This is a genomic window from Chelativorans salis (assembly GCF_025336525.1).
GTDB classification, from domain to species: Bacteria; Pseudomonadota; Alphaproteobacteria; order Rhizobiales; family Rhizobiaceae; genus Chelativorans; species Chelativorans salis.
Genome location: NZ_JAOCZP010000002.1, coordinates 717,404 through 737,521, shown reverse-complemented (window position 1 = coordinate 737,521; position 20,118 = coordinate 717,404). Strand labels below are relative to the sequence as shown.

The following is a 20,118-nucleotide window of genomic DNA, read 5'->3' as shown; positions in this document are numbered from 1 at the left end:
GTAGGGGCCTGAGGAAGAAAGCATGAAGACAGCCGACAGCTTCGGAAGGCCGCTTGTCGCCGTCACCGGCATGGGCGTGGTCACTTCACTCGGCCAGGGCAAGGACGAGAATTGGGCGGCGCTGACGAGCGGGCGCTCGGGCATCCATCCGATCACCCGCTTTCCCACCAGCCACCTGGCCACCACCATCGCAGGCACTGTCGATTTCCTGCCCGAGAGCAAACGCGGGGCAAGCCCCCTCACCTACGCGCTGGCCGACCTTGCGGCCGAGGAAGCGGTGGGCGAAGCCGGCCTTCCCGCCGCCGATTTCGGCGGCCCGCTGTTTCTTGCCGCCCCTCCCGTGGAGATCGACTGGCATCACCGGCTGCGCCTTTACGCGCAGTCGCAACGCGCGGGCGACTGGCGCAGCCTGATCGAGGCGGCGCGCGAGGCCGATGAGGCGGAGCTTTTCGGCGAGAGCCAGTTCGCCACCATCGCCGACAGGATGGCGGAGAAATACGGCACACGCGGCCTGCCGATCACGCTCTCGACAGCCTGCGCCTCCGGCGCCACGGCCATCCAGCTTGGCATAGAGGCGATCCGCCGTGGTGAGTGCGACCGGGCGCTGGCGATCGGCTCCGACGGTTCGGCGACGGCCGAGGCACTCATCCGCTTCTCGCTTCTTTCGGCGCTGACGACCCAGAACGACGTGCCAGAGAAGGCTTCAAAGCCCTTCTCGAAGGACCGCAGCGGCTTCGTGCTGGCCGAGGGCTCGGGCGCGATGGTGCTCGAATCGCTGGAAAGCGCCATCGCCCGGGGAGCGGAAATCCTCGGCATCATGCGCGGCTGCGGCGAGAAGGCGGACGACTTCCACCGCACGCGGTCAAAGCCCGACGGCTCACCGGCCATCGCCGCCGTGCGCGCCGCCCTTTCCGACGCCGGCATGTCGGAGGACGAGATCGAGTATATCAACGCGCACGGCACCTCGACGCCGGAGAACGACAAGATGGAGCATCTGTCGCTGTCGACCGTCTTCGGGCCTCGCATGCCGACCGTGCCCATCTCCTCCAATAAGTCGATGATCGGCCACACGCTTTCGGCCGCCGGTGCGGTCGAGGCGGTCTTCTCGATCCTCACCATGCGCGAGGGCGTCATCCCGCCGACCATCAACTACGAGATCCCCGACCCGGCGATCGAGCTCGACGTGGTGCCGAACGTGAAGCGCCAGGCGGACGTGGCGACGGTTTTGTCCAACTCCTTCGGTTTCGGCGGCCAGAACACCTGCCTTGTCATGGCGCGCGAAGCGGGCTAAGCGACCCGTCTCATCAGACGAGGCCGATACTTCATGCGCGCATTGCAACTGGTCGCCGATCGCCAGCTCGAAATCGCCGACATTCCGCCCCCTCCTCCGCCCGGACAGGGCGAGGTGACGGTGCGGGTTGCCGCCGTCGCGCTCAACCACATCGACGTCTGGGGCTGGCGCGGCATGGCTTTCGCCAAGCGCAAGCTGCCGCTGGTGGTGGGGGCGGAGGCTTCCGGTATCGTCGATGCCGTTGGAGCCGGCGTTGCGGGCCTGCTTCCCGGTCAGCTCGTCTCCATCTACGGCGCGCACACCTGCGGGCTGTGCCGTCCGTGCCGCGAGGGGCGCGACAATCTGTGCGAGAATGTCGGCGGCGTGCACGGCTTCCATCTCGACGGTTTTGCCCAGGAAAAGATCAATCTGCCGGCGCGCCTGCTCGTGCCCGCGCCGCCGGGGGTGGACGAGATCGGCGCCGCTGTGGCCCCTGTTACCTTCGGCACGGTCGAGCATATGCTGTTCGACAACGCGAAGCTGGAGCCGGGCGAGACGATCCTGGTGCATGCGGGCGGCTCCGGCATCGGGTCGGCGGCCATCCAGCTTGCCAAGCGCATGGGCTGCACCGTCATCACCACCGTCGGCTCGAACGAAAAGATCGAGAGGGCGAAGGCGCTGGGTGCCGACCACGTCATCAATTACCGCGAAGACCGCTTCGAAGGGGCTGTGCGCAAGATCACGAAGAAGCGCGGCGTCGACGTGGTTTTCGAGCATGTGGGCGCCGACACCTGGGCGGGCTCCATGCTGTCCTTGAGGCGCGGCGGCCGGATCGTCACCTGCGGCTCCACCTCGGGCGTTTCGACGAACATGAACCTGATGCAGCTCTTCCAGCAGCAGTTGAAGATCTTTGGCTCCTTCGGCTGCCGTATGGAGAACATGGCAGATGCCATGCAGAAGATGGCCGCCGGGCTCGTTGCGCCGGTGGTCGACACGGTGGTGGGGCTCGAGGAAATCGAAACCGCGCTGAAGCGCATGGAAGGCCGCGACGTCTTCGGCAAGATCGTCCTGCGCGTTCAGTAGCGCCGCCACATGAACCGCTTCCTCGTGAAAATCGGCCGCCGCCTCAAGACCGCCGAGCACTGGCTGACGGCACAGATATCGCTCGCGGTTCTTTCCGTCCTGCGCCGCCTGCCACCCGACAAGGCGCTGAATTTTGCCGAGCGCGTCGCCCGCAAGGTCGGCCCGCTGGTCGGTCGCCACCGCCTGGCGCTCGACAATTTGCGCAAGGCCTATCCGGAAAAATCGTCAGCCGAGATCGAGGCCATCGCCTCCGACATGTGGGCGAACATGGCCCGTCTCGCGGTCGAGTACGTGTTCCTCGACAAGCTCTTCGACTTCGATCCGGACAGCCCGAAGCCCGGCCGCGTGGAGGTTTCGGGCACCGAGATCTTCAGGCGCGTGCGCGAGGAGAAGCGGCCGCACATCTTCTTCACCGGCCACCTCGGCAATTTCGAGTTCCTGCCGATCGCCGCGGCGACATTCGGCCTTGAGGTCACCTCGCTCTTCCGCCCGCCGAACAACCCCTATATTGCCGACTATATCCACAGCACCCGCACCAACTCCATGGGCGGTCTTCTGCCCTCGCGCGCCGGCGCCGCGCTGCAGCTGGCCCGCGTGCTTGAGAGCGACGGCAATATCGGCGTGCTGGTCGACCAGAAGTTCAGGCGCGGTGTGCGCACCCGGTTCTTCGGCCGCGAATGCGAGACGAGCCCGCTCGTGCCCAAGCTGGCGCGCCAATACGACTGCGACGTCTATCCTGCCCACTGCATCCGCCTGCCCGGCGGCCGCTTCCGCCTCGAGGTGGGCGAGAAGCTCGACCTGCCGCGCGATGCCGGTGGCACCGTCGACGTCGAGCGCATGGCCCAGCAGCTGAACGACGTGGTGGAGGAATGGGTGCGCGCCGACCCCGGCCAGTGGATGTGGTTCCACCGGCGTTGGGGGATCCGCGGCTCCCGCCGGCGTCGCTAGAGCGTTTGGGAAGGGCCTGATCACTAGCTTCGGCCTCCGGGAACGGCCGCGAGCGGAATCGGGGAAGACGTGCCGGCCATCTTGCAAAGCCGGCCGATTTCCCGTCTCTATGGCCGCCATGAATGAGAGACTGTTTCGTGCCGTCGACGAGCGCGTCGAAGACCTCGTCGCGCTTACCGTCGACCTGATCCGCTTTCCCACCATCAATCCGCCGGGCGAGGCCTACACGCCCTGCGCGGAGTATATCGGCAGGCGGCTTTCCGCGCAGGGCTTCGAGGTCTGCTTCATCCGCGGCGAAGGCGCGCCGGGCGACAGCGACCGCTATCCGCGCACCAATGTGGTGGCCCGGCGCGAGGGCCGGAGCCCCGGCCCCACGGTCCACTTCAACTCGCATATAGACGTGGTCGAGGCCGGCGAAGGCTGGACGGTCGATCCCTTTGCCGGCACCGTCCGCGAGGGCAAGGTGTTCGGCCGCGGCGCCTGCGACATGAAGGGCGGGCTGGCCGCTTCCATCATCGCGGCGGAAGCGTTTCTTGCCGTGAACCCGGATTTTCCCGGTGCCATCGAAATCTCCGGCACGGCGGACGAGGAATCGGGCGGCTATGGCGGCGTGGCGTATCTGGCGAAGCAGGGTTTCTTCTCAAAACCCCGCGTCGACCACGTCATCATCCCCGAGCCGCTCAACAAGGACCGGATCTGCCTCGGCCATCGCGGCGTGTGGTGGGCGGAGATCGAGACGGCCGGCTCCATCGCCCACGGCTCCATGCCTTTCCTCGGCGATTCGGCGATCCGTCACATGGGTGCCGTGCTCAGCGCGTTTGAGGAGGAATTGTTTCCCGCCCTCGAGACCAAGCAGACGCGCATGCCGGTGGTGCCGGAGGGGGCGCGCCGCTCGACGATGAACATCAATTCCATCCATGGCGGACAGACGGAGGATTTCTTCCCCGGCCTGCCCTCGCCCAATGTCGCCGATTCCTGCCGCCTCGTCATCGACCGCCGTTTCCTCATCGAGGAGGACATCGGCCAGGTGAAGGGCGAGGTGGTGGCCATTCTGGAGCGGCTGAAACGCGAGCGGCCGCGCTTCGACTACGCCATCCGCGACCTGATGGAGGTGCTGCCCTTGATGACGGAACGCGACGCGCCGGTGCCCAACGCGCTCGCCGGCGCCATCCGCGACGTCTTCGGCAAGGAGCCTGAATACGTGATCTCGCCCGGCACCTATGACCAGAAACACGTCGCACGCTTCGGCCACTTGCACGACTGCGTTGCCTACGGCCCCGGCATCCTCGACCTGGCGCACCGCCCGGACGAATGGGTGGGGATCGAGGATATGGTCGAATCGGCCAAGGTGATGGCCGCCGGCCTCGATGCGCTGTTGCGGGGTGCGGCGTAAGGGCGATTTACTCACCACCGGATTCGCGCTTCAATCGCGCCAAGAAAAATGGGAGATACGGCATGAAAACTTTTGCAACGATGCTCGGCGCGGCGGCGGTCCTCCTCGCGTCCGGCTCAGCTGCCCTGTGCGCACGCACGGACCTTGTTGTCGGCGTCGTGCTTGAACCGCCGCATCTCGATCCGACCGCGGGGGCGGCCGCCGCCATCGACGAAATCGTCTACGCCAACGTCTTCGAGGGCCTCACCCGCATCGGCCCCAATGGCGAGGTCGAGCCGGCGCTTGCCGAAAGCTGGGAGGTCTCCGACGACGGCCTGACCTACAACTTCAAACTGCGAGAGGGCGTGACCTTCCACGACGGCACGACCTTCGAGGCAGAGGATGTGAAATTCTCCCTCGACCGCGCCAGGGCGGAGGATTCGACGAACGCACAAAAGGTGCTGTTTTCAGCCATCGAGAACGTCGAAGCCGTTGATCCCACGACCGTCAGGGTCACGCTCAAGCACCCGCAGGGCGCCTTTCCCTACAACATGGGCTGGGGCGACGCGGTGATCGTGGCGCCTGAATCGGCCGACGCCAACAAGGAAAAGCCCGTCGGCACCGGCCCCTTCAAGTTCGACAACTGGGCCAAGGGCGCCTCCGTCACTATTTCGAAGTACGCCGACTATTGGGGCAAGCCGGTGGCGCTGGAAAAGGCCGAATTCCGCTTCATCCCCGATGCCGCGGCCGCGGTGCCGGCACTGCTTTCCGGCGACGTGCAGGCCTTCACCAACCTGCAGGCGGGCGATGCCCTGCCGCAGATCGAAGCTGATCCGCGCTTCGAGGTGGTGATCGGCGCCACCGAGGGCGAGACGATCCTGGCCACCAACAACGGCAAGGCGCCGTTCGATAATCTGAAGGTTCGCCAGGCCATCGCCCACGCGCTCAACCGCGACGAGATCATCCTCGGCGCCTCATCCGGCAACGGCGTACCCATCGGCTCCCACTTCTCGCCCGCAAACGCGGCCTATATCGACCTGACCGACACATACCCCCACGACGTGGAGAAGGCGAAGGCGCTGCTTGCCGAGGCCGGCCATCCGGACGGCTTCTCCGCCACCTTGAAGCTGCCGCCGCCGCCTTATGCGCGCCAGGGCGGTGAGATCGTCGCCTCGCAATTGCGCGAGATCGGCATCGAGCTTGAGATCATCCCGGTGGAATGGGCGCAGTGGCTGGAGCAGGTCTTCACCAACAAGGACTACGACCTGTCCATCGTCTCGCATACCGAGCCCAACGACATCAACATCTATGCACGCGACGACTACTACTTCAATTACAACAACCCCGCCTTCGACGCGGTGATGGAAGAGCTTGACGCGACCACCGATCCGGACAAGCGCAAGGAGCTCTTTGGCACGGCCCAGCGCATCATTGCCGAAGATGCGGTGAACGGCTTCCTGTTCCAGATGCCGAAGACGGGGGTGTGGGACGCCAAACTGGAGGGTATGTGGGAGAACGCGCCCATCCAGGCGAACGACCTGACGAAGGTACGGTGGACGGACTGATTTTTCCGAGGGTACGGCTAAGCTTGTACCGATTGCCGCTCACGGACCGCGACACATGACCGCCTATCTCGCCAAGCGCCTGGCGATCGGCCTTGCGACCCTGCTCGTCGCCTCGCTCGTCGTCTTCTCCGTACTGGAGATCCTGCCCGGCGATCCGGCGCGCATCATGCTCGGCTTGAACGCCAGCCCGGAGGCGCTGGAAGCGCTGCGCAGCCAGATGGGGCTCGATCGCCCGGTTGTGCTGCGTTATCTCGACTGGCTCGCCGGCATGGCGACGGGTGATTTCGGCCGCTCCTATACCTATTCCTCTCCGGTCATCGAGCTGGTCGCCGAGCGCGTCTCGGTCTCCCTGCCGCTTGCCCTGATGGCGCTGGCGCTGTCGACGGCCATCGCCATCCCGGTCGGCATCTTCGCCGCCGCCCGCCGAGGGCGCCTCTCCGACACGATTGCCATGGGTATCGCACAGGTGGGCGTCGCTATCCCCAATTTCTGGTTTGCGATGCTGCTCGTCTACATCTTCGCCGTTGGCCTGCGGCTGGTGCCGGCCGGCGGTTTTCCCGGCTGGGGCGAGGACTGGGGCGGTGTCTGGCAGGGGTTCAAGGCGCTTCTCCTGCCGGCCGTCGCGCTTGCCCTGCCGCAGGCGGCGATCCTTTCCCGCGTCACCCGCTCGGCCATGCTGGAGGTGATGGGCGAGGACTATATCCGCACTGCCCGCGCCAAGGGTTTGCCGCGGCGCGCTGTCTTGTGGCGGCATGCACTGCGCAATGCGCTGATCCCAGTGCTGACGATCCTCGGCCTGCAATTCGCCTTCCTGCTCGCCGGCACCATCATCATCGAGAACGTCTTCTACCTGCCGGGCCTGGGACGGCTCATCTTCCAGGCCATCAGCCAGCGCGACCTGATCGTCGTGGAAGGCGTGGTGATGCTGCTGGTCGCCAGCATCATCGTCATCAATCTCCTGGTCGACATCTGCTACGCCATCGCCGATCCACGCCTGAGGACGGGCCGATGAGCCTCGATCCGGTCTTCACCCCGGCGCCCGAGCGCCATGTGCTCGTCAAGGCGCTCGCCAACCGCTCCTTCCTGATCGGGCTCGTCATCACCGCCTCGATAGCACTCATGGCGCTCCTCTCCTTCTTCTGGACCCCCTACGACATCACGCGGTTGCAGGTCGCCGACCGCATGCAGGGCCTGTCCCTCGTTCACCCGTTCGGCACCGACCATATGGGCCGCGATATCCTGTCGATGATCATGATCGGCGCGCGCAACTCGATCGCCGTGGCCATTGTCGCCGTCGGCATCGGCATGGGGCTCGGCGTGCCGCTCGGCACGTGGGCGGCAGCGCGCGGCGGCTGGGCGGATGAGGCGCTGATGCGTGTCAATGACGTGGTCTTCGCCTTTCCCGCCCTTCTGACGGCGGTGATGATCACCGCCATCTTCGGCCCCGGCGCCGTCAACGCCATCATTGCCATCGGCATCTTCAACGTGCCGGTCTTCGCCCGCATCGCCCGCGCCGGTGCGCTTTCGCTGTGGCCACGCGAGTTCATCCTGGCTGCGCGCGCCTCCGGCAAGGGCAAAGCGCTGATCACCATCGAGCATATCCTGCCCAACATCGTCAGCCTGTTGCTTGTCCAGGGAACGATCCAGTTCGCGCTCGGCATCCTCGCCGAAGCGGGCCTCTCCTATCTCGGCCTCGGCGCCCAGCCGCCCATGCCCTCGTGGGGGCGCATGTTGTTCGAGGCGCAGACGCGCATGGCGGTCGCCCCGCATCTCGCCCTTTTCCCGGGGCTCGCCATCGTCGTTACCGTGCTCGGCCTCAACCTTCTGGGCGACGGTCTGCGCGACGTGCTCGACCCGAGGCTGAGGCGCGAACGATGAGCCTTCTGGAGATCGAGAACCTGTCGCTGAGAATCGGCGAGGCGCCGATCCTCAAGGACATCGACCTTTCCATCGCCCCCGGCGAGGTGATGGGGCTGGTGGGCGAATCGGGCTCCGGAAAGTCGATGACGGCGCTGACGATGATGAAGCTTCTGCCGCATGCTGCACGCGCCCAAGGCCGCGTCACCTTCGACGGCATAAACATCCTAGCGGCCCCCGAGGCGGCCATGTGCCGGCTGCGCGGCGACGATATCGGCATGGTCTTCCAGGAGCCCATGACGGCGCTCAATCCGGTCAAGACCATCGGCGAGCAGGTGGCCGAGGGCATCCGCTGGCATACGGGCGTCAACCGGCCGGACGCCGAGGCGCGCGCCCGCGCCATGCTGGAGCGCGTCGGCCTGCCGGAAAGGCAGTTTCCACTGACGCGCTATCCGCACGAACTGTCCGGTGGCCAGCGCCAGCGCGTGGTGATCGCCATCGCCTGCGCGCTCAAGCCGAAGCTCCTGATCGCCGACGAGCCGACCACCGCGCTCGACGTGGTGCTGCAGGCGCAGATCCTCGATCTGTTGCGCGATCTGGTCGATGAAAACCGCATGAGCCTGCTGCTCATCTCGCACGACCTGGCGGTGGTGGCCGACATGGCCGACCGCACCACCATCATGCGCCACGGCCAGGTGATGGAAGCGGGCGAAACGGCGCGCACGCTGACCGAGCAGGTGCATCCCTATACGCGCCGGCTTGCCGAGGCCTCGACCCACGTGCCGGCGCGCGCGAAGCCGGCGGCCGGCGATACGAGCGAGACGCTTCTGAAGGTCGAGGGCGTGACGCGCGACTATCCCATCCGCCGCGCATCGCTCTTTGCAAAACGGCAATCCTTCCGGGCCGTCGACGACGTTTCCTTCTCGCTCGCCCGCGGCCAGTCCATGGCGCTGGTGGGCCGCTCGGGCTGCGGCAAGTCCACCCTCGCCCGCATGATCCTCGCGCTCGACCGCCCGACCGGAGGCTCCATACACTTCGACGGCGAGACACTGGAGGACAAGAGCGAGGACCAATTGCGTCCGTCCCGCCGCCATATGCAGGTGGTATTCCAAGATCCTTACGGCTCTTTCAACCCACGCCACAAGGTGGAGCGCCTGGTGGCCGAGCCGCTGCACTTGCTGGACGAGAAGCCGGACGCCAAACGCCGGCGCGAGCTGGTTGCCGAGGCGCTGGAACAGGTCGGGCTCTCGGCTTCCGACATGGAAAAATATCCGCACGAGTTCTCCGGCGGCCAGCGCCAGCGCATCTCCATTGCCCGCGCCGTCATCACCAAGCCGAAGCTGATCGTCGCAGACGAGCCGGTCTCCGCCCTCGACGTGTCGATCCGCGCGCAGATCCTCGATCTCTTCGCCGACCTCAACCGGCGATTGGGAGTGGCCTATCTCTTTATCACCCACGATCTGACGGTCGCCCGCGCCATCACCGACCGGGTGATGGTGATGCACGAGGGAAGGATTGTGGAAGCAGGTGATACCCATGCGGTGTTCGACCGGCCGAAGACGGAAGCCGCCAAGGCCCTCGTCGACGCCGCGCCGGACCTCGACAGGGCGCTGAGGATGCGGATGGAGCGCGTATCCGGCGGGTAGCACGACAGTTGCGGTTTTCGTCGCGCCCCTTCGCGCCCCTTCGCGCCCCCTCTGGCCTGCCGGCCATCTCCCCCACGAGGGAGGAGATTGGCTGCCATGTGCCGCTTTCGCCAATCACCGGCGTTCCAGAACGGGCGGGCATAAGCGAGGGCTGCTCTCCCCCGTGTGGGGAGACGGCCGGCAGGCCAGGGGGCGCGCGAAGGGCGTAATTTCCTGCAAGTGTAATGGTATAGGGCTAGAAAGCGCCTACCGCACGTCGCCTTCGTCCAGGCCGAGGATCTCCGCCGAGCGGGCGCGCAGGCGCTCTTCGTGCAGGGTCAGCGTGTCGCCCTTGAGCGCGGCGGCAAGCAGCATACGGGCGAGAAACACGCGCTCGTCCTTCGGCCGCGCGCGGAACACGATGCTGGCCTTGCCCGTATCCTTCACGCCATAGGGCTGAAGTGCCGGCAGGAATGCTTCGAAAGACGATGCATCAATGCCGAAGGCGCGCTCGGCGACGCGCTGCAGGGCGTCACGTGCCGAGGGCGTCATCTCGCCGTCGTTCAGCGTCAGGCGCAGCAACAGCAAGACGTCTCCGGCAAGCTCCGTCGGAGATGGCGGACGGCCCCCTACGGGGCCTACGGTCTTGGTCGGCATATCCACGGCCATTATTCGGCATCCCCAGTCCTTGCAAGGCGGCAAGCGAGCTCGTCCCGCCGATGAAGGCCCTTGCGAGCGAAAGTCCCCATCCTTCCCTTGCAGGTCAATATTGCCAAATGTTTGACGCTGCCGGGCTGTCCAGGCCGGCGGAGCGCGCAGCAGCAAACAGCGCATCGCAGTCGAGATGCGTTTCCAGGTGGTCGGCAATCGCGTCGAGCGCGGCCTCAACACCGGCACGATAGTCGGCGCCGCCGCCGACGATTCCGAACTCCTCAAGGAACCGGGCGCGGAAGGGATCGGAGCCGAAGAGGCCGTGCAGATAGGTGCCGAAGACCTTGCCGTCTGGAGAAGTTGCGCCGTCCGCACGGCCGTCGATTTCGACCACCGGGCGCAAGCAGTCCGCGCCCTCAGTGCGGCCAAGGTGGATTTCGTAGCCGGTGAGCGGCACGTCGTGGTGGATGGAGCGGGCGTGCACGTTGCGCACGGATTTCTCCGGCTCCATGACGGTTTCCACGTCGAGATGGCCGAGACCCTCGGCCGTTGCCGCGCCGCCTTCCAGCCCGTGCGGATCGCCCACGCGCCTGCCCAGCATCTGGTAACCGCCGCACAGGCCGACGATGCGGCCGCCGCGCCGGCGGTGCGCGATGAGGTCACTGTCCCAGCCGTTTTGCCGGAACGCGGCAAGGTCGCCGATGGTCGATTTTGAGCCGGGAATGACGACGAGCCCCGCGTCGGCTGGAAGCCTGCTTCCCGGCGGCACGAACACCACCTCCACCAGCGGCTCGGCGCGCAGCGGGTCGAGATCGTCGAAATTGGCGATACGCGGCAGCATGGGCACGGCCACCTTGAGGGGCCGCGCAGTGCCGCCGGCAAGCCGCTCCAGCACCACCGAATCCTCCGACGGCAGCCTAGCGGCCTCGGAGAGCCAGGGCACCGTGCCGAAGGAGCGCCAGCCGGTGAAGCGGCCGATCGCGGCGATGCCGTCGTCGAAGAGAGAAACGTCGCCGCGAAACTTGTTGATGATGTAGCCGGCGACCATGCGCCGGTCCTCTTCCGAGAGAATCAGGTGCGTGCCGGCAAGGGCGGCGATCACGCCGCCGCGGTCGATGTCGCCGACCAGGACGACCGGCACGTCGGCTCTCGTCGCAAAGCCCATATTGGCAATGTCGCGGGCGCGCAGGTTGATCTCGGCCGGCGAGCCCGCGCCTTCGACAATGACGAGGTCGGCCCCCTCGCCCACGCGCGCCCAGGAATCCATGACCGCGTCCATCAGCCGGCCCTTGAGCGCCTGATAATCACGTGCGGCCGCCGCCCCGGCCACCTTGCCCTGCACCACGATTTGCGAGCCGATGTCGCTCTGCGGCTTCAGGAGCACTGGGTTCATGTGGACGGTCGGCTCTACGCCACAGGCGAGCGCCTGCAACCATTGCGCGCGACCGATCTCGCCCTCGCCCGCCTCGCCGGGAATGGCGGCGACGGCGGCGTTGTTGGACATGTTCTGCGGCTTGAAGGGCCGCACCTTCAGGCCGCGCTTGCGTGCAGCCCGGCACAGGCCGGCGACGAGCACCGTCTTGCCGACGTCGGAACCGGTTCCCTGCAGCATGATGGCGTGGGCCATGGGCCATCCTCCCGTTGCGCGCGCCCTCCAATGCACTAAACTTCAGCGAAAGAAAAGAAAGGCCGGGAGGACACGATGGAGGCCATCGCCGATAGCGGCAGCGGGCCGTTCGCGCTCAACGCCGATCAGCGCGCCATCCGCGAGATGACGCAGAGCTTTGCTGCCGACCACGTGGCGCCTTTCGCGCTCGACTGGGACCGCGAGCGGCATTTCCCGCTGAACGTCATCCGCCAGACGGGGCCACTCGGCTTCGGCGGCATCTATTGTGCGGAGGATGTCGGCGGCTCCGGGCTCGGGCGGCTCGACGCCGTGCTGATCTTCGAGGCGCTGGCCGCCGCCTGCCCCGGCTTCTCCTCCTTCATCTCCATTCACAACATGGCAGCCTGGATGATCGACACCTTCGGCAGCGAAGCGCAGCGTAAGCGCCTTCTGCCGAAGCTCACCTCGATGGAGTGGCTTGCGAGCTATTGCCTTACGGAGCCGGGCTCCGGCTCCGATGCCGCGGCGCTGAGGACGAAGGCGGTCAAATCGGGCGGCGACTATGTGCTGAGCGGCGCCAAGCAGTTTATTTCCGGCGCCGGCGAGACCGAGCTTTACGTCACCATGGTGCGCACCGGCGAGGACGGGCCGAAGGGGGTTTCCGCTCTCGTCGTGCCCGCCGATGCGCCGGGCCTTTCCTTTGGGCCGCTCGAAAAGAAGATGGGCTGGCACATGCAGCCCACGCGGCAGGTGATCTTCGAGGACTGCAAGGTGCCGGCGGAGAACCTTCTGGCCAACGAGGGCGACGGCTTCCGCATCGCCATGGCCGGCCTCGACGGCGGCAGGCTCAACATCGGCGCCTGCTCCCTAGGCGGCGCCCAGGCCGCGCACGAGAAGGCGCAGGCTTATACGGCCGAGCGCGAGGCCTTCGGCAAGACCATCAACCGCTTCCAGGCGCTGCAGTTCAAGCTGGCGGACATGGAGACGAACCTGAGTGCGGCGCGCGTGCTGCTCTACACGGCCGCCGCCAAACTGGACGCCAAGGCACCCGATGCTTCCAAATGGTCGGCCATGGCCAAGCGCTTCGTCACCGACACCTGCTTCGACGTCGCCAACGATGCGCTGCAGCTTCACGGCGGCTACGGCTATCTGCATGACTATGGACTGGAAAAGCTGGTGCGCGATCTGCGCGTGCACCAAATCCTGGAAGGCACGAACGAGATCATGCGTGTCATCATCGCGCGGCATCTGCTGGGGAGAGTGGAATAGGCTGTGAAGTGAGAGGCTAGAACCTCGCACTATGGTGGATTGAATTGAGACGCTTACGGATTGGAGACGTTCAGGCATGGATCCTCGGGTCAAGCCCGAGGATGACGGGAGGAGAAAGGTTTGCGCCAATCGTCGACGTCGGCGTTTTGCCGCTGACTTCGCCACCTTCGTCATCCTCGGGCTTGACCCGGGGATCCATGCCTGAGCGCCGCTGCGATGCCAGCGGTCACGAACGAATTGCCGGCCACATCCCCTACTGCCCTTAGTGCGCTATCCCTTTCCTTGGAGGAAAACCCGACATGACCACCATCGCATTCATCGGCCTCGGCAATATGGGCAATCCCATGGCCGCGAACCTCGTCAAGGCCGGGCACAAGGTGCGCGGCTTCGATCTAGTGGCGGAGAACCTGGAAAAGGCGGCCGAGCACGGCGTCGAGGTGGCGACGAATGGAGTGGAGGCGCTGGAAGGGGCTGAGGTGGCCATCACCATGCTGCCGGCGGGCAGGCATGTGCTTTCGGTCTACGAGGAGATTGCGCCGAAAGCGGCCGAGGGCATGCTCTTCATCGATTCTTCGACCATCGACGTCGAATCGGCGCGCAAGGCGCATGCGATCGCCGCGGAGCATGGGCTTCTGTCCATCGACGCGCCGGTCTCCGGCGGCGTCGGGGGCGCGGAGGCTGGCACGCTCACCTTCATGGCCGGCGGCAGCGATGCCGCGTTTGCGAAGGCCGAGCCCATTCTCGAACCGATGGCCGGCCGCATCGTCCATTGCGGTGAAGCTGGCGCCGGCCAGGCGGCGAAGATCTGCAACAACATGATCCTCGGCATCTCCATGATCGGCGTCGGCGAGGCGTTCGTACTGGCGGAGAAGCTGGGGTTGTCGCACCAGGCGCTGTTCGACGTCGCCTCCACCTCTTCCGGCCAGTGCTGGTCGCTGACCACCTATTGCCCGGTGCCCGGCCCCGTGCCCGCCTCTCCCGCCAACCGCGATTACCAGCCGGGCTTTGCCGCAAGCCTGATGCTGAAGGATCTGCGCCTCGCCCAGGAGGCCGCCCAAGCCTCAGGCGCGGCGACGCCGCTGGGCGCGGAGGCGGCCCAGCTTTATGCCCTCTTCGAAGCCATGGGCAATGGCGGCAAGGATTTTTCCGGCATCATCGAATTCCTGCGGGGAAAAGCCGGCCAGTGAGCGAAAGCGCGCGGCATGGTCAAAAAAATGCCGAATTAAGGATTGCTCAAGCACTTAATAACCTCCCGGTAACGATGTCCGTCTAAAACAGAACGCGGCGGACACAACGGTCCTCCCGGCTCCGGAAAAGGTCTCGCGTACCGGAGCGGACCGTCCCCTGCGTGCGTATGGTTCAGGCGCGGGGGCGGCAGTAAAGAGTGTTTGAAGACCGCGTTTCTCCGGCTGGAGGGCGCGGTTTTTTGCTTCCGCGCCGGCGCTCGCCCTTGCTTGAATACGTCATCGGGATGTCGCTTCTCTTGCGCTTTCGGTCGCCGCTTCGTTGTCCGCGCACCGCGCGACCGGTCATGATACCGGTCAGCGCAACGCATAGCGAGGCATCCCATGACCATCCCCGACGCAGCCGCCGAGGCACAACCCGAGGCCGGCCGCACACGGCGTGGCGGCCGTGCGGCAAAGCGGGGTGGCGGTGCCGGCGCTTTCGACCAGCCTCCTTTCCGACAACTGACGGTTCCCTTCCCGCCGACGGAGATTGTCTCCGAAGACGAGCTGGAATCGATCCACCTTGCCTCGCTGCGGGTGCTGAAGGAAATCGGCATCGAGGTGCTGCACGACGAGGCGCGCGCCATCATGCGCCGCCATGGCGCGGATGTGCGCGAGGACACGCACCGGGTGCATTTCGACGCCGACATGGTGCTGGAGCTGATCGCCCATTGCCCGTCCGAGTTCACCGTCCACGCACGCAATCCGGCGCACAACCTGCGCATGGGCGGCAACAATATCATCTTGGCGCAGATCGCCTCCGCGCCCAACTGCTCCGATACGGACCACGGGCGGCGGCCGGGAAACCAGGCCGACTTCCGCAATTTCGTGAAGCTCGCCCAGATGCACAACATCATCCACTGCCTGGGCGGCTATCCGGTGGAGCCGATCGACATCCACGCCGGCATCAGGCATCTGGAATGCCTGCGCGACATCACCACGCTGACCGATAAGACCTTTCACATCTATTCGCTCGGCAAGGAGCGCAACCAGGATGGCATTGAGATTGCCCGCATCGTCCGTAGCGTGAGCGCCGAACAGTTGCGCGACGAGCCTTCCTGCTTCACCGTCATCAACACCAACTCGCCACTGAAGCTCGACATCCCGATGTTGGAGGGCGTCATCCAGATGGCGGCCCACGGCCAGGTGGTCATCGTCACGCCGTTCACACTCGCCGGCGCCATGGCGCCCATCACCGTGGCCGGGGCCCTGGTTGAGCAGAACGCCGAGGCGCTCGCCGCCCTTGCCTTCGCGCAGATGGTGAGGAAGGGCGCGCCGGTCGGCTATGGCGGCTTCACCTCCAATGTCGACATGCGCTCCGGCGCGCCGGCCTTCGGCACGCCAGAATCCATGAAGGCGCAGCTCATCGGCGGCCAGCTCGCCCGCCGCTACGGCATTCCCTATCGCAGCTCCAATGTGTGCGCGGCCAACACGGTGGACGCGCAGGCCGCCTATGAAAGCGTCTTTTCGCTATGGGGCTGCATTCACGGCGGCGCCAACCTCGTCAAGCACGCGGCCGGCTGGCTCGAAGGCGGACTGTGCTGCTCCTACGAAAAGATGATGCTCGACATCGATCTGTTGCAGATGGTGGCGGAGTTTCTCACCCCGCTCGATCTTTCGGAGGACGCACTCGGCGTGGAGGCTATCCGCGAGGTGGGTCCGGGCGGCCACTTCTTCGGCTCGCCCCACACCCAGGCGCGCTACAAGACAGCCTTCTATTCGCCGATCATCTCCGACTGGCGCAACTATGAGACCTGGGCGCAGGCCGGCGGCCCTACCTCCATCGAACATGCCAACCGGCTGTGGAAGGAGCGCCTGAAGACATACGAGAAACCGCCGATGGACGAGGCGATCCGCGAGGAGCTGGATGCGTTCGTGGAGCGCCGCATCCGCGAGGGCGGGGCGCCGACGGATTTTTGAGATGAAGCGGAATGGTCGACCCCCCACTCCGAGCCGCTCCGCGGTGGAACCAACGTCTTCAAATACGGACATAAGCAAATGAAAACCCATGCAAAAGCGGTGGTCATCGGCGGCGGCGTGGTGGGCTGCTCGGTGCTTTATCATCTGGCGCGCGCAGGCTGGACGGATGTGCTTCTCATCGAGCGTTCGGAGCTGACGTCCGGCTCATCCTGGCATGCCGCCGGCGGCTTCCACACGTTGAACGGCGACCCGAACGTGGCGAAGCTGCAGGCTTATACCGTGCAGCTTTACAAGGAGATCGAGGAGATCTCCGGCCAGTCCTGTGGGCTGCATCTGACGGGCGGCGTGATGATGGCTGACAGCCCGGAGCGTATGGACTTCCTGCGGCTTGCTCACGCCAAGGGGCGCTATCTGGGCATGGAGACGGAGCTGATCACCCCGTCCGAGGCCAAGGCCATGTTCCCGATCATGGACGAGACCAACTTCGTCGGTGCCATGTGGGACCCTGTCGAAGGCCATCTCGACCCCTCCGGCACCACGCACGCCTATGCCAAGGCAGCGCGCAAGCTGGGGGCGGAGATCGAGCTGAGGAACCGGGTGGTGGAGCTGGCGCAGGAGGCCGACAGCACCTGGAACGTCGTCACCGAGAAGGGCACGGTGAAGGCCGAGCATGTGGTCAATTGCGGCGGCCTGTGGGCGCGCGAGGTGGGGCGGATGGTGGGCCTGGAGCTACCGCTGCTTGCCATGGAGCATATGTACCTGCTCACGGAGCCGATGCCGGAGGTCGAAGAATTCAACCGCGCCACGGGGCGCGAGATGATCGGCGTCATCGACTTCAAGGGCGAGATTTACACGCGGCAGGAGCGGAACGGCATCCTGCTCGGCACCTATGAGAAGGCCGCAAAACCGTGGTCCGAACGCGAAACGCCGTGGGACTTCGGCCATGAGTTGCTTCAGCCTGACATCGACCGCATCGCGCCCTCTCTGGAGGTTGGCTTCCGCCATTTCCCCGCACTGGAAAAAGCCGGCATCAAGCAGGTGATCAACGGCCCCTTCACCTTCGCGCCCGACGGCAACCCGCTGGTGGGTCCCGTTCAGGGGCTGACGAACTTCTGGTGTGCCTGCGCCGTCATGGCCGGCTTCTCGCAGGGCGGCGGTGTGGGGCTGGCGCTTGCCAACTGGATGGTCGACGGCGATCCGGGCTTCGACGTGTGGGGCATGGACGTCGCCCGCTTCGGCGAATGGGCCACGTTGCGCTACACCAACGCCAAGGTGCGCGAGAACTATTCGCGGCGCTTCTCCATCCGCTTCCCCAACGAAGAGCTGCCAGCCGCCCGGCCGGCGCAGACGACGCCGCTCTATGATATCATGGTGCGGGACAACAACGCCGTGATGGGCGATAGCTGGGGGCTGGAAACGCCGCTCTGGTTCGCGCCGGAAGGCACGGAGGCGAAGGACATCGTCTCCTTCCACCGCTCCAACGATTTCGAGCATGTCGGCAACGAGGTGCGCGCCGTCAGGAACGGTGTCGGCGTCACCGAGATCGCGAACTTTGCCAAATACCAGGTCTCCGGACCCGGCGCGGCGGCCTTCCTCGACCGGCTGATGACCAACCGCATGCCGAAGACGGGCCGCATCGTGCTGTCGCCGATGCTCAATGCGTTCGGCAGGCTGATCGGCGATTTCACCATCGCCCGGGCCGGCGACGAGCGCTTCATGATCTGGGGCTCGTCGGCCGCGCAGGTCTACCACAAGCGATGGTTCGAAAAGCACCTGCCGAAGGACGGCTCGGTGCGCATCCACCGCTTCGACCAAACGCTAGTGGGGCTTTCCATCGCCGGGCCGAAGTCGCGCGCGGTGCTGGAGAAGCTTGCCGACGTGGACGTTTCCAGGGAAGCCTTCCGCTTCATGGATTTCCGCGAAATGGCGGTTACGGGTGCGCCATGCGTGGTCAACCGGCTCACCTATACCGGCGATCTCGGCTACGAGATCTGGATGCCGCCAGCCTATCAGCGGCGCGTCTATGACGGCATCAAGGAGGCGGGTGCGGAGTTCGGCATCGTCGATTTCGGCATGCGGGCGCTTCTGTCCATGCGGCTCGAAAAGAACTTTCCCACCTGGTTCCGCGAGCTTCGCCCCATCTACGGGCCTTTCGAGGGAGCGATGGAGCGCTTCGTCAGGCTGGAGAAGAACGACTTTATCGGCCGCGAGGCGGCGGCGAGAGAGAAGGCGGAAGGACCCAAGCTGCGCCGCGTCTCCTTCATCGTCGAGGCGCTGGACGCCGACGTGATGGGCGATGAGCCGATCTGGGCGAAGGTGGGGAGCGAGGATTTCGGCACGGTGGAGAAGCCGCATGGCTTCGGGGCACCGCGGTTCGAGGCCGGCGGCGAGGCGGTTCGAAGAAGCGGGACTGCTGCGTTGAGCGGCGAGGATTCGGCGCATATCCGCGGGATTGAAGACGGCGAATGGCGCGTCGTCGGTTGGGTCACCTCCGGCGGCTATGGGCATTTCGTCGAAAAGTCCATGGCGCAGGGCTATGTGCCGGCGGAACTGGCGGAGGATGAGAGCGAGGGGCTGTTCGAGATCGAAATTCTTGGGGTACGCCGCCCGGCGCGCATCAACCTTCTGCCGCCGTTCGATCCGGAAGGGGAGCGGATGCGGGGGTAGGCCGCCCCGCCCCTAACAGTTGAAATCAGGATGGTCAGCGCCCCCCTCTGTCCTGCCGGACATCTCCCCCACACGGGGGAGACTGCGCTGGCCGCTTTGCCGGCGCTTCCCCGCAACACAGGCGACTGGGCGAAACCTTCTCCACGGCCAATCTCCCCCTCGTGGGGGAGATGTCCGGCAGGACAGAGGGGCGCGAAGGGGCTCGGCGGTAAACCACACCTGTAAAATCAAGCAGGAGAGAGATGACCGAGCGTGCGCCGGAGGATCGCCAGGTGCTCCCCACCTGTCGCCCTGCTCGTGATGAAAGGCAATCCCTTCCGCCGCGCCGTCCACCCGACGACCACCAGGCCGGCGGATGCGGGCCTGAAACGCCGGATGAGCGCCCAGGTCCGGCAGTCGACAGCGCAGATGTCCGCCCTGCCCTCGGCCACCGCAAGCGCGGCGGCGCCGTGCGAGCCTGTTTGCACACACTCGGAAAACAGCGATACCCCCTCACCCATCGCCTCCAGATCGCGCTTGAGAGCGAGGAAACCTGACATGGAATGGGGTTCGTTATAGGCAAGGCGCTTGCCGAGCAGAGTCTCCAGCGGGATTGAGGCGCACCCGTCGGCGGGAGGCGCCACCGCCGGCGCATCTTGGCGCCGCATCAGGATGGCGCTTGAATAGAGCGGCCCCTCGCCGCCCTCGTAGACTGAATACGCAGGCTGGCCGACCACCTGCACATCCGATTCAAGCCCTGCCTCCATCGGCCCCCAGCAGGTTTGCGCCAGGAGGAGCCGCGGATGCCGCCACAATGTTGCAAAGTCGAGCTCGTCCGGGGGCAGCGTCGCCGGGTCCGGTGCGATCTGTCGGCCTTCGGCATCCCGTATGCCGCCAGGCACCGCCGGCAAATCCGCGTTGCGGCGGGCAAGCCGCACGGGTGCATCGATGCCGACCATCTGCAGAGCGTCGCGGAACCGCGCCCACTCGGCATCGGTTTCGGCCCTGGCCTCAGGCCAGTCGTACATCGGAAGGGCGGCGATGAGACTGCTCATGATGCGTTATCTTCCGACAGCGCCG

Annotated in this window: 15 protein-coding genes; 12 read left to right on the top strand and 3 right to left on the bottom strand. The window is 65.8% G+C overall.

Going from position 1 to position 20,118, the window contains the following annotated elements:
* Positions 1 to 22: 22 nt before the first annotated feature.
* The 8 genes from N5A92_RS09560 to N5A92_RS09525 all read left to right on the top strand — a co-directional run bounded on the left by N5A92_RS09560 (position 23) and on the right by N5A92_RS09525 (position 9,741).
* Positions 23 to 1,291, top strand: a complete 1,269-nt coding sequence (locus N5A92_RS09560; RefSeq protein ID WP_260902117.1) for a beta-ketoacyl-ACP synthase — start codon at positions 23 to 25, stop codon at positions 1,289 to 1,291.
* Positions 1,292 to 1,324: 33 nt separating this feature from the next.
* Positions 1,325 to 2,353 (top strand): zinc-binding dehydrogenase, encoded by a 1,029-nt coding sequence (locus N5A92_RS09555; protein ID WP_260902116.1) that lies wholly within the window; start codon positions 1,325 to 1,327, stop codon positions 2,351 to 2,353.
* A gap of 9 nt (positions 2,354 to 2,362) precedes the next feature.
* Complete coding sequence (locus N5A92_RS09550; protein WP_260902115.1) at positions 2,363 to 3,301, top strand: lipid A biosynthesis lauroyl acyltransferase; 939 nt, start codon at positions 2,363 to 2,365, stop codon at positions 3,299 to 3,301.
* A 118-nt stretch (positions 3,302 to 3,419) separates the two neighbouring features.
* Entirely contained in the window at positions 3,420 to 4,694 is a 1,275-nt protein-coding gene (locus N5A92_RS09545; protein ID WP_260902113.1) for an acetylornithine deacetylase/succinyl-diaminopimelate desuccinylase family protein, read from the top strand.
* Between the two features lie 62 nt (positions 4,695 to 4,756).
* On the top strand, positions 4,757 to 6,238 hold the full coding sequence (locus tag N5A92_RS09540) for an ABC transporter substrate-binding protein (RefSeq protein ID WP_260902112.1): 1,482 nt from the start codon (positions 4,757 to 4,759) through the stop codon (positions 6,236 to 6,238).
* 55 nt (positions 6,239 to 6,293) lie between these two features.
* Positions 6,294 to 7,250: an ABC transporter permease gene (locus N5A92_RS09535; RefSeq protein ID WP_260902111.1), complete on the top strand. Its 957-nt coding sequence runs from the start codon at positions 6,294 to 6,296 to the stop codon at positions 7,248 to 7,250.
* Positions 7,247 to 8,116, top strand: coding sequence for an ABC transporter permease (locus tag N5A92_RS09530; protein WP_260902110.1), 870 nt, complete (start codon positions 7,247 to 7,249; stop codon positions 8,114 to 8,116). The genes N5A92_RS09535 and N5A92_RS09530 overlap by 4 nt, the downstream gene beginning before the upstream one ends.
* The gene (locus N5A92_RS09525) at positions 8,113 to 9,741 is read left to right on the top strand and encodes an ABC transporter ATP-binding protein (RefSeq protein ID WP_260902108.1); all 1,629 of its coding nucleotides are present in this window, start codon (positions 8,113 to 8,115) and stop codon (positions 9,739 to 9,741) included. The genes N5A92_RS09530 and N5A92_RS09525 overlap by 4 nt, the downstream gene beginning before the upstream one ends.
* Positions 9,742 to 9,987: 246 nt before the next feature.
* Here the strand turns inward: N5A92_RS09525 and N5A92_RS09520 are convergent, their stop codons facing one another.
* Positions 9,988 to 10,389 (bottom strand): hypothetical protein, encoded by a 402-nt coding sequence (locus N5A92_RS09520; protein ID WP_260902107.1) that lies wholly within the window; start codon positions 10,387 to 10,389, stop codon positions 9,988 to 9,990.
* Positions 10,390 to 10,483: 94 nt separating this feature from the next.
* Positions 10,484 to 11,998: a cobyric acid synthase gene (locus tag N5A92_RS09515; RefSeq protein WP_260902105.1), complete on the bottom strand. Its 1,515-nt coding sequence runs from the start codon at positions 11,996 to 11,998 to the stop codon at positions 10,484 to 10,486.
* Positions 11,999 to 12,073: 75 nt separating this feature from the next.
* Here N5A92_RS09515 and N5A92_RS09510 point away from each other — a divergent pair, with 75 nt between their 5' ends.
* From N5A92_RS09510 to N5A92_RS09495, 4 genes are all read left to right on the top strand, one after another.
* Positions 12,074 to 13,246 (top strand): isobutyryl-CoA dehydrogenase, encoded by a 1,173-nt coding sequence (locus N5A92_RS09510; protein WP_260902103.1) that lies wholly within the window; start codon positions 12,074 to 12,076, stop codon positions 13,244 to 13,246.
* A gap of 299 nt (positions 13,247 to 13,545) precedes the next feature.
* Positions 13,546 to 14,433 (top strand): 3-hydroxyisobutyrate dehydrogenase, encoded by an 888-nt coding sequence (mmsB, locus tag N5A92_RS09505; protein ID WP_260902101.1) that lies wholly within the window; start codon positions 13,546 to 13,548, stop codon positions 14,431 to 14,433.
* A gap of 381 nt (positions 14,434 to 14,814) precedes the next feature.
* Positions 14,815 to 16,392, top strand: a complete 1,578-nt coding sequence (locus N5A92_RS09500; protein ID WP_260902100.1) for a trimethylamine methyltransferase family protein — start codon at positions 14,815 to 14,817, stop codon at positions 16,390 to 16,392.
* 78 nt (positions 16,393 to 16,470) lie between these two features.
* Positions 16,471 to 19,059, top strand: coding sequence for a GcvT family protein (locus N5A92_RS09495; protein ID WP_260902099.1), 2,589 nt, complete (start codon positions 16,471 to 16,473; stop codon positions 19,057 to 19,059).
* A 227-nt stretch (positions 19,060 to 19,286) separates the two neighbouring features.
* Here N5A92_RS09495 and N5A92_RS09490 read toward each other — a convergent pair whose 3' ends face one another.
* A complete protein-coding gene (locus tag N5A92_RS09490; RefSeq protein WP_260902097.1) occupies positions 19,287 to 20,093 on the bottom strand; it encodes a phosphate/phosphite/phosphonate ABC transporter substrate-binding protein in 807 nt (268 codons plus the stop codon).
* Positions 20,094 to 20,118: the final 25 nt, after the last annotated feature.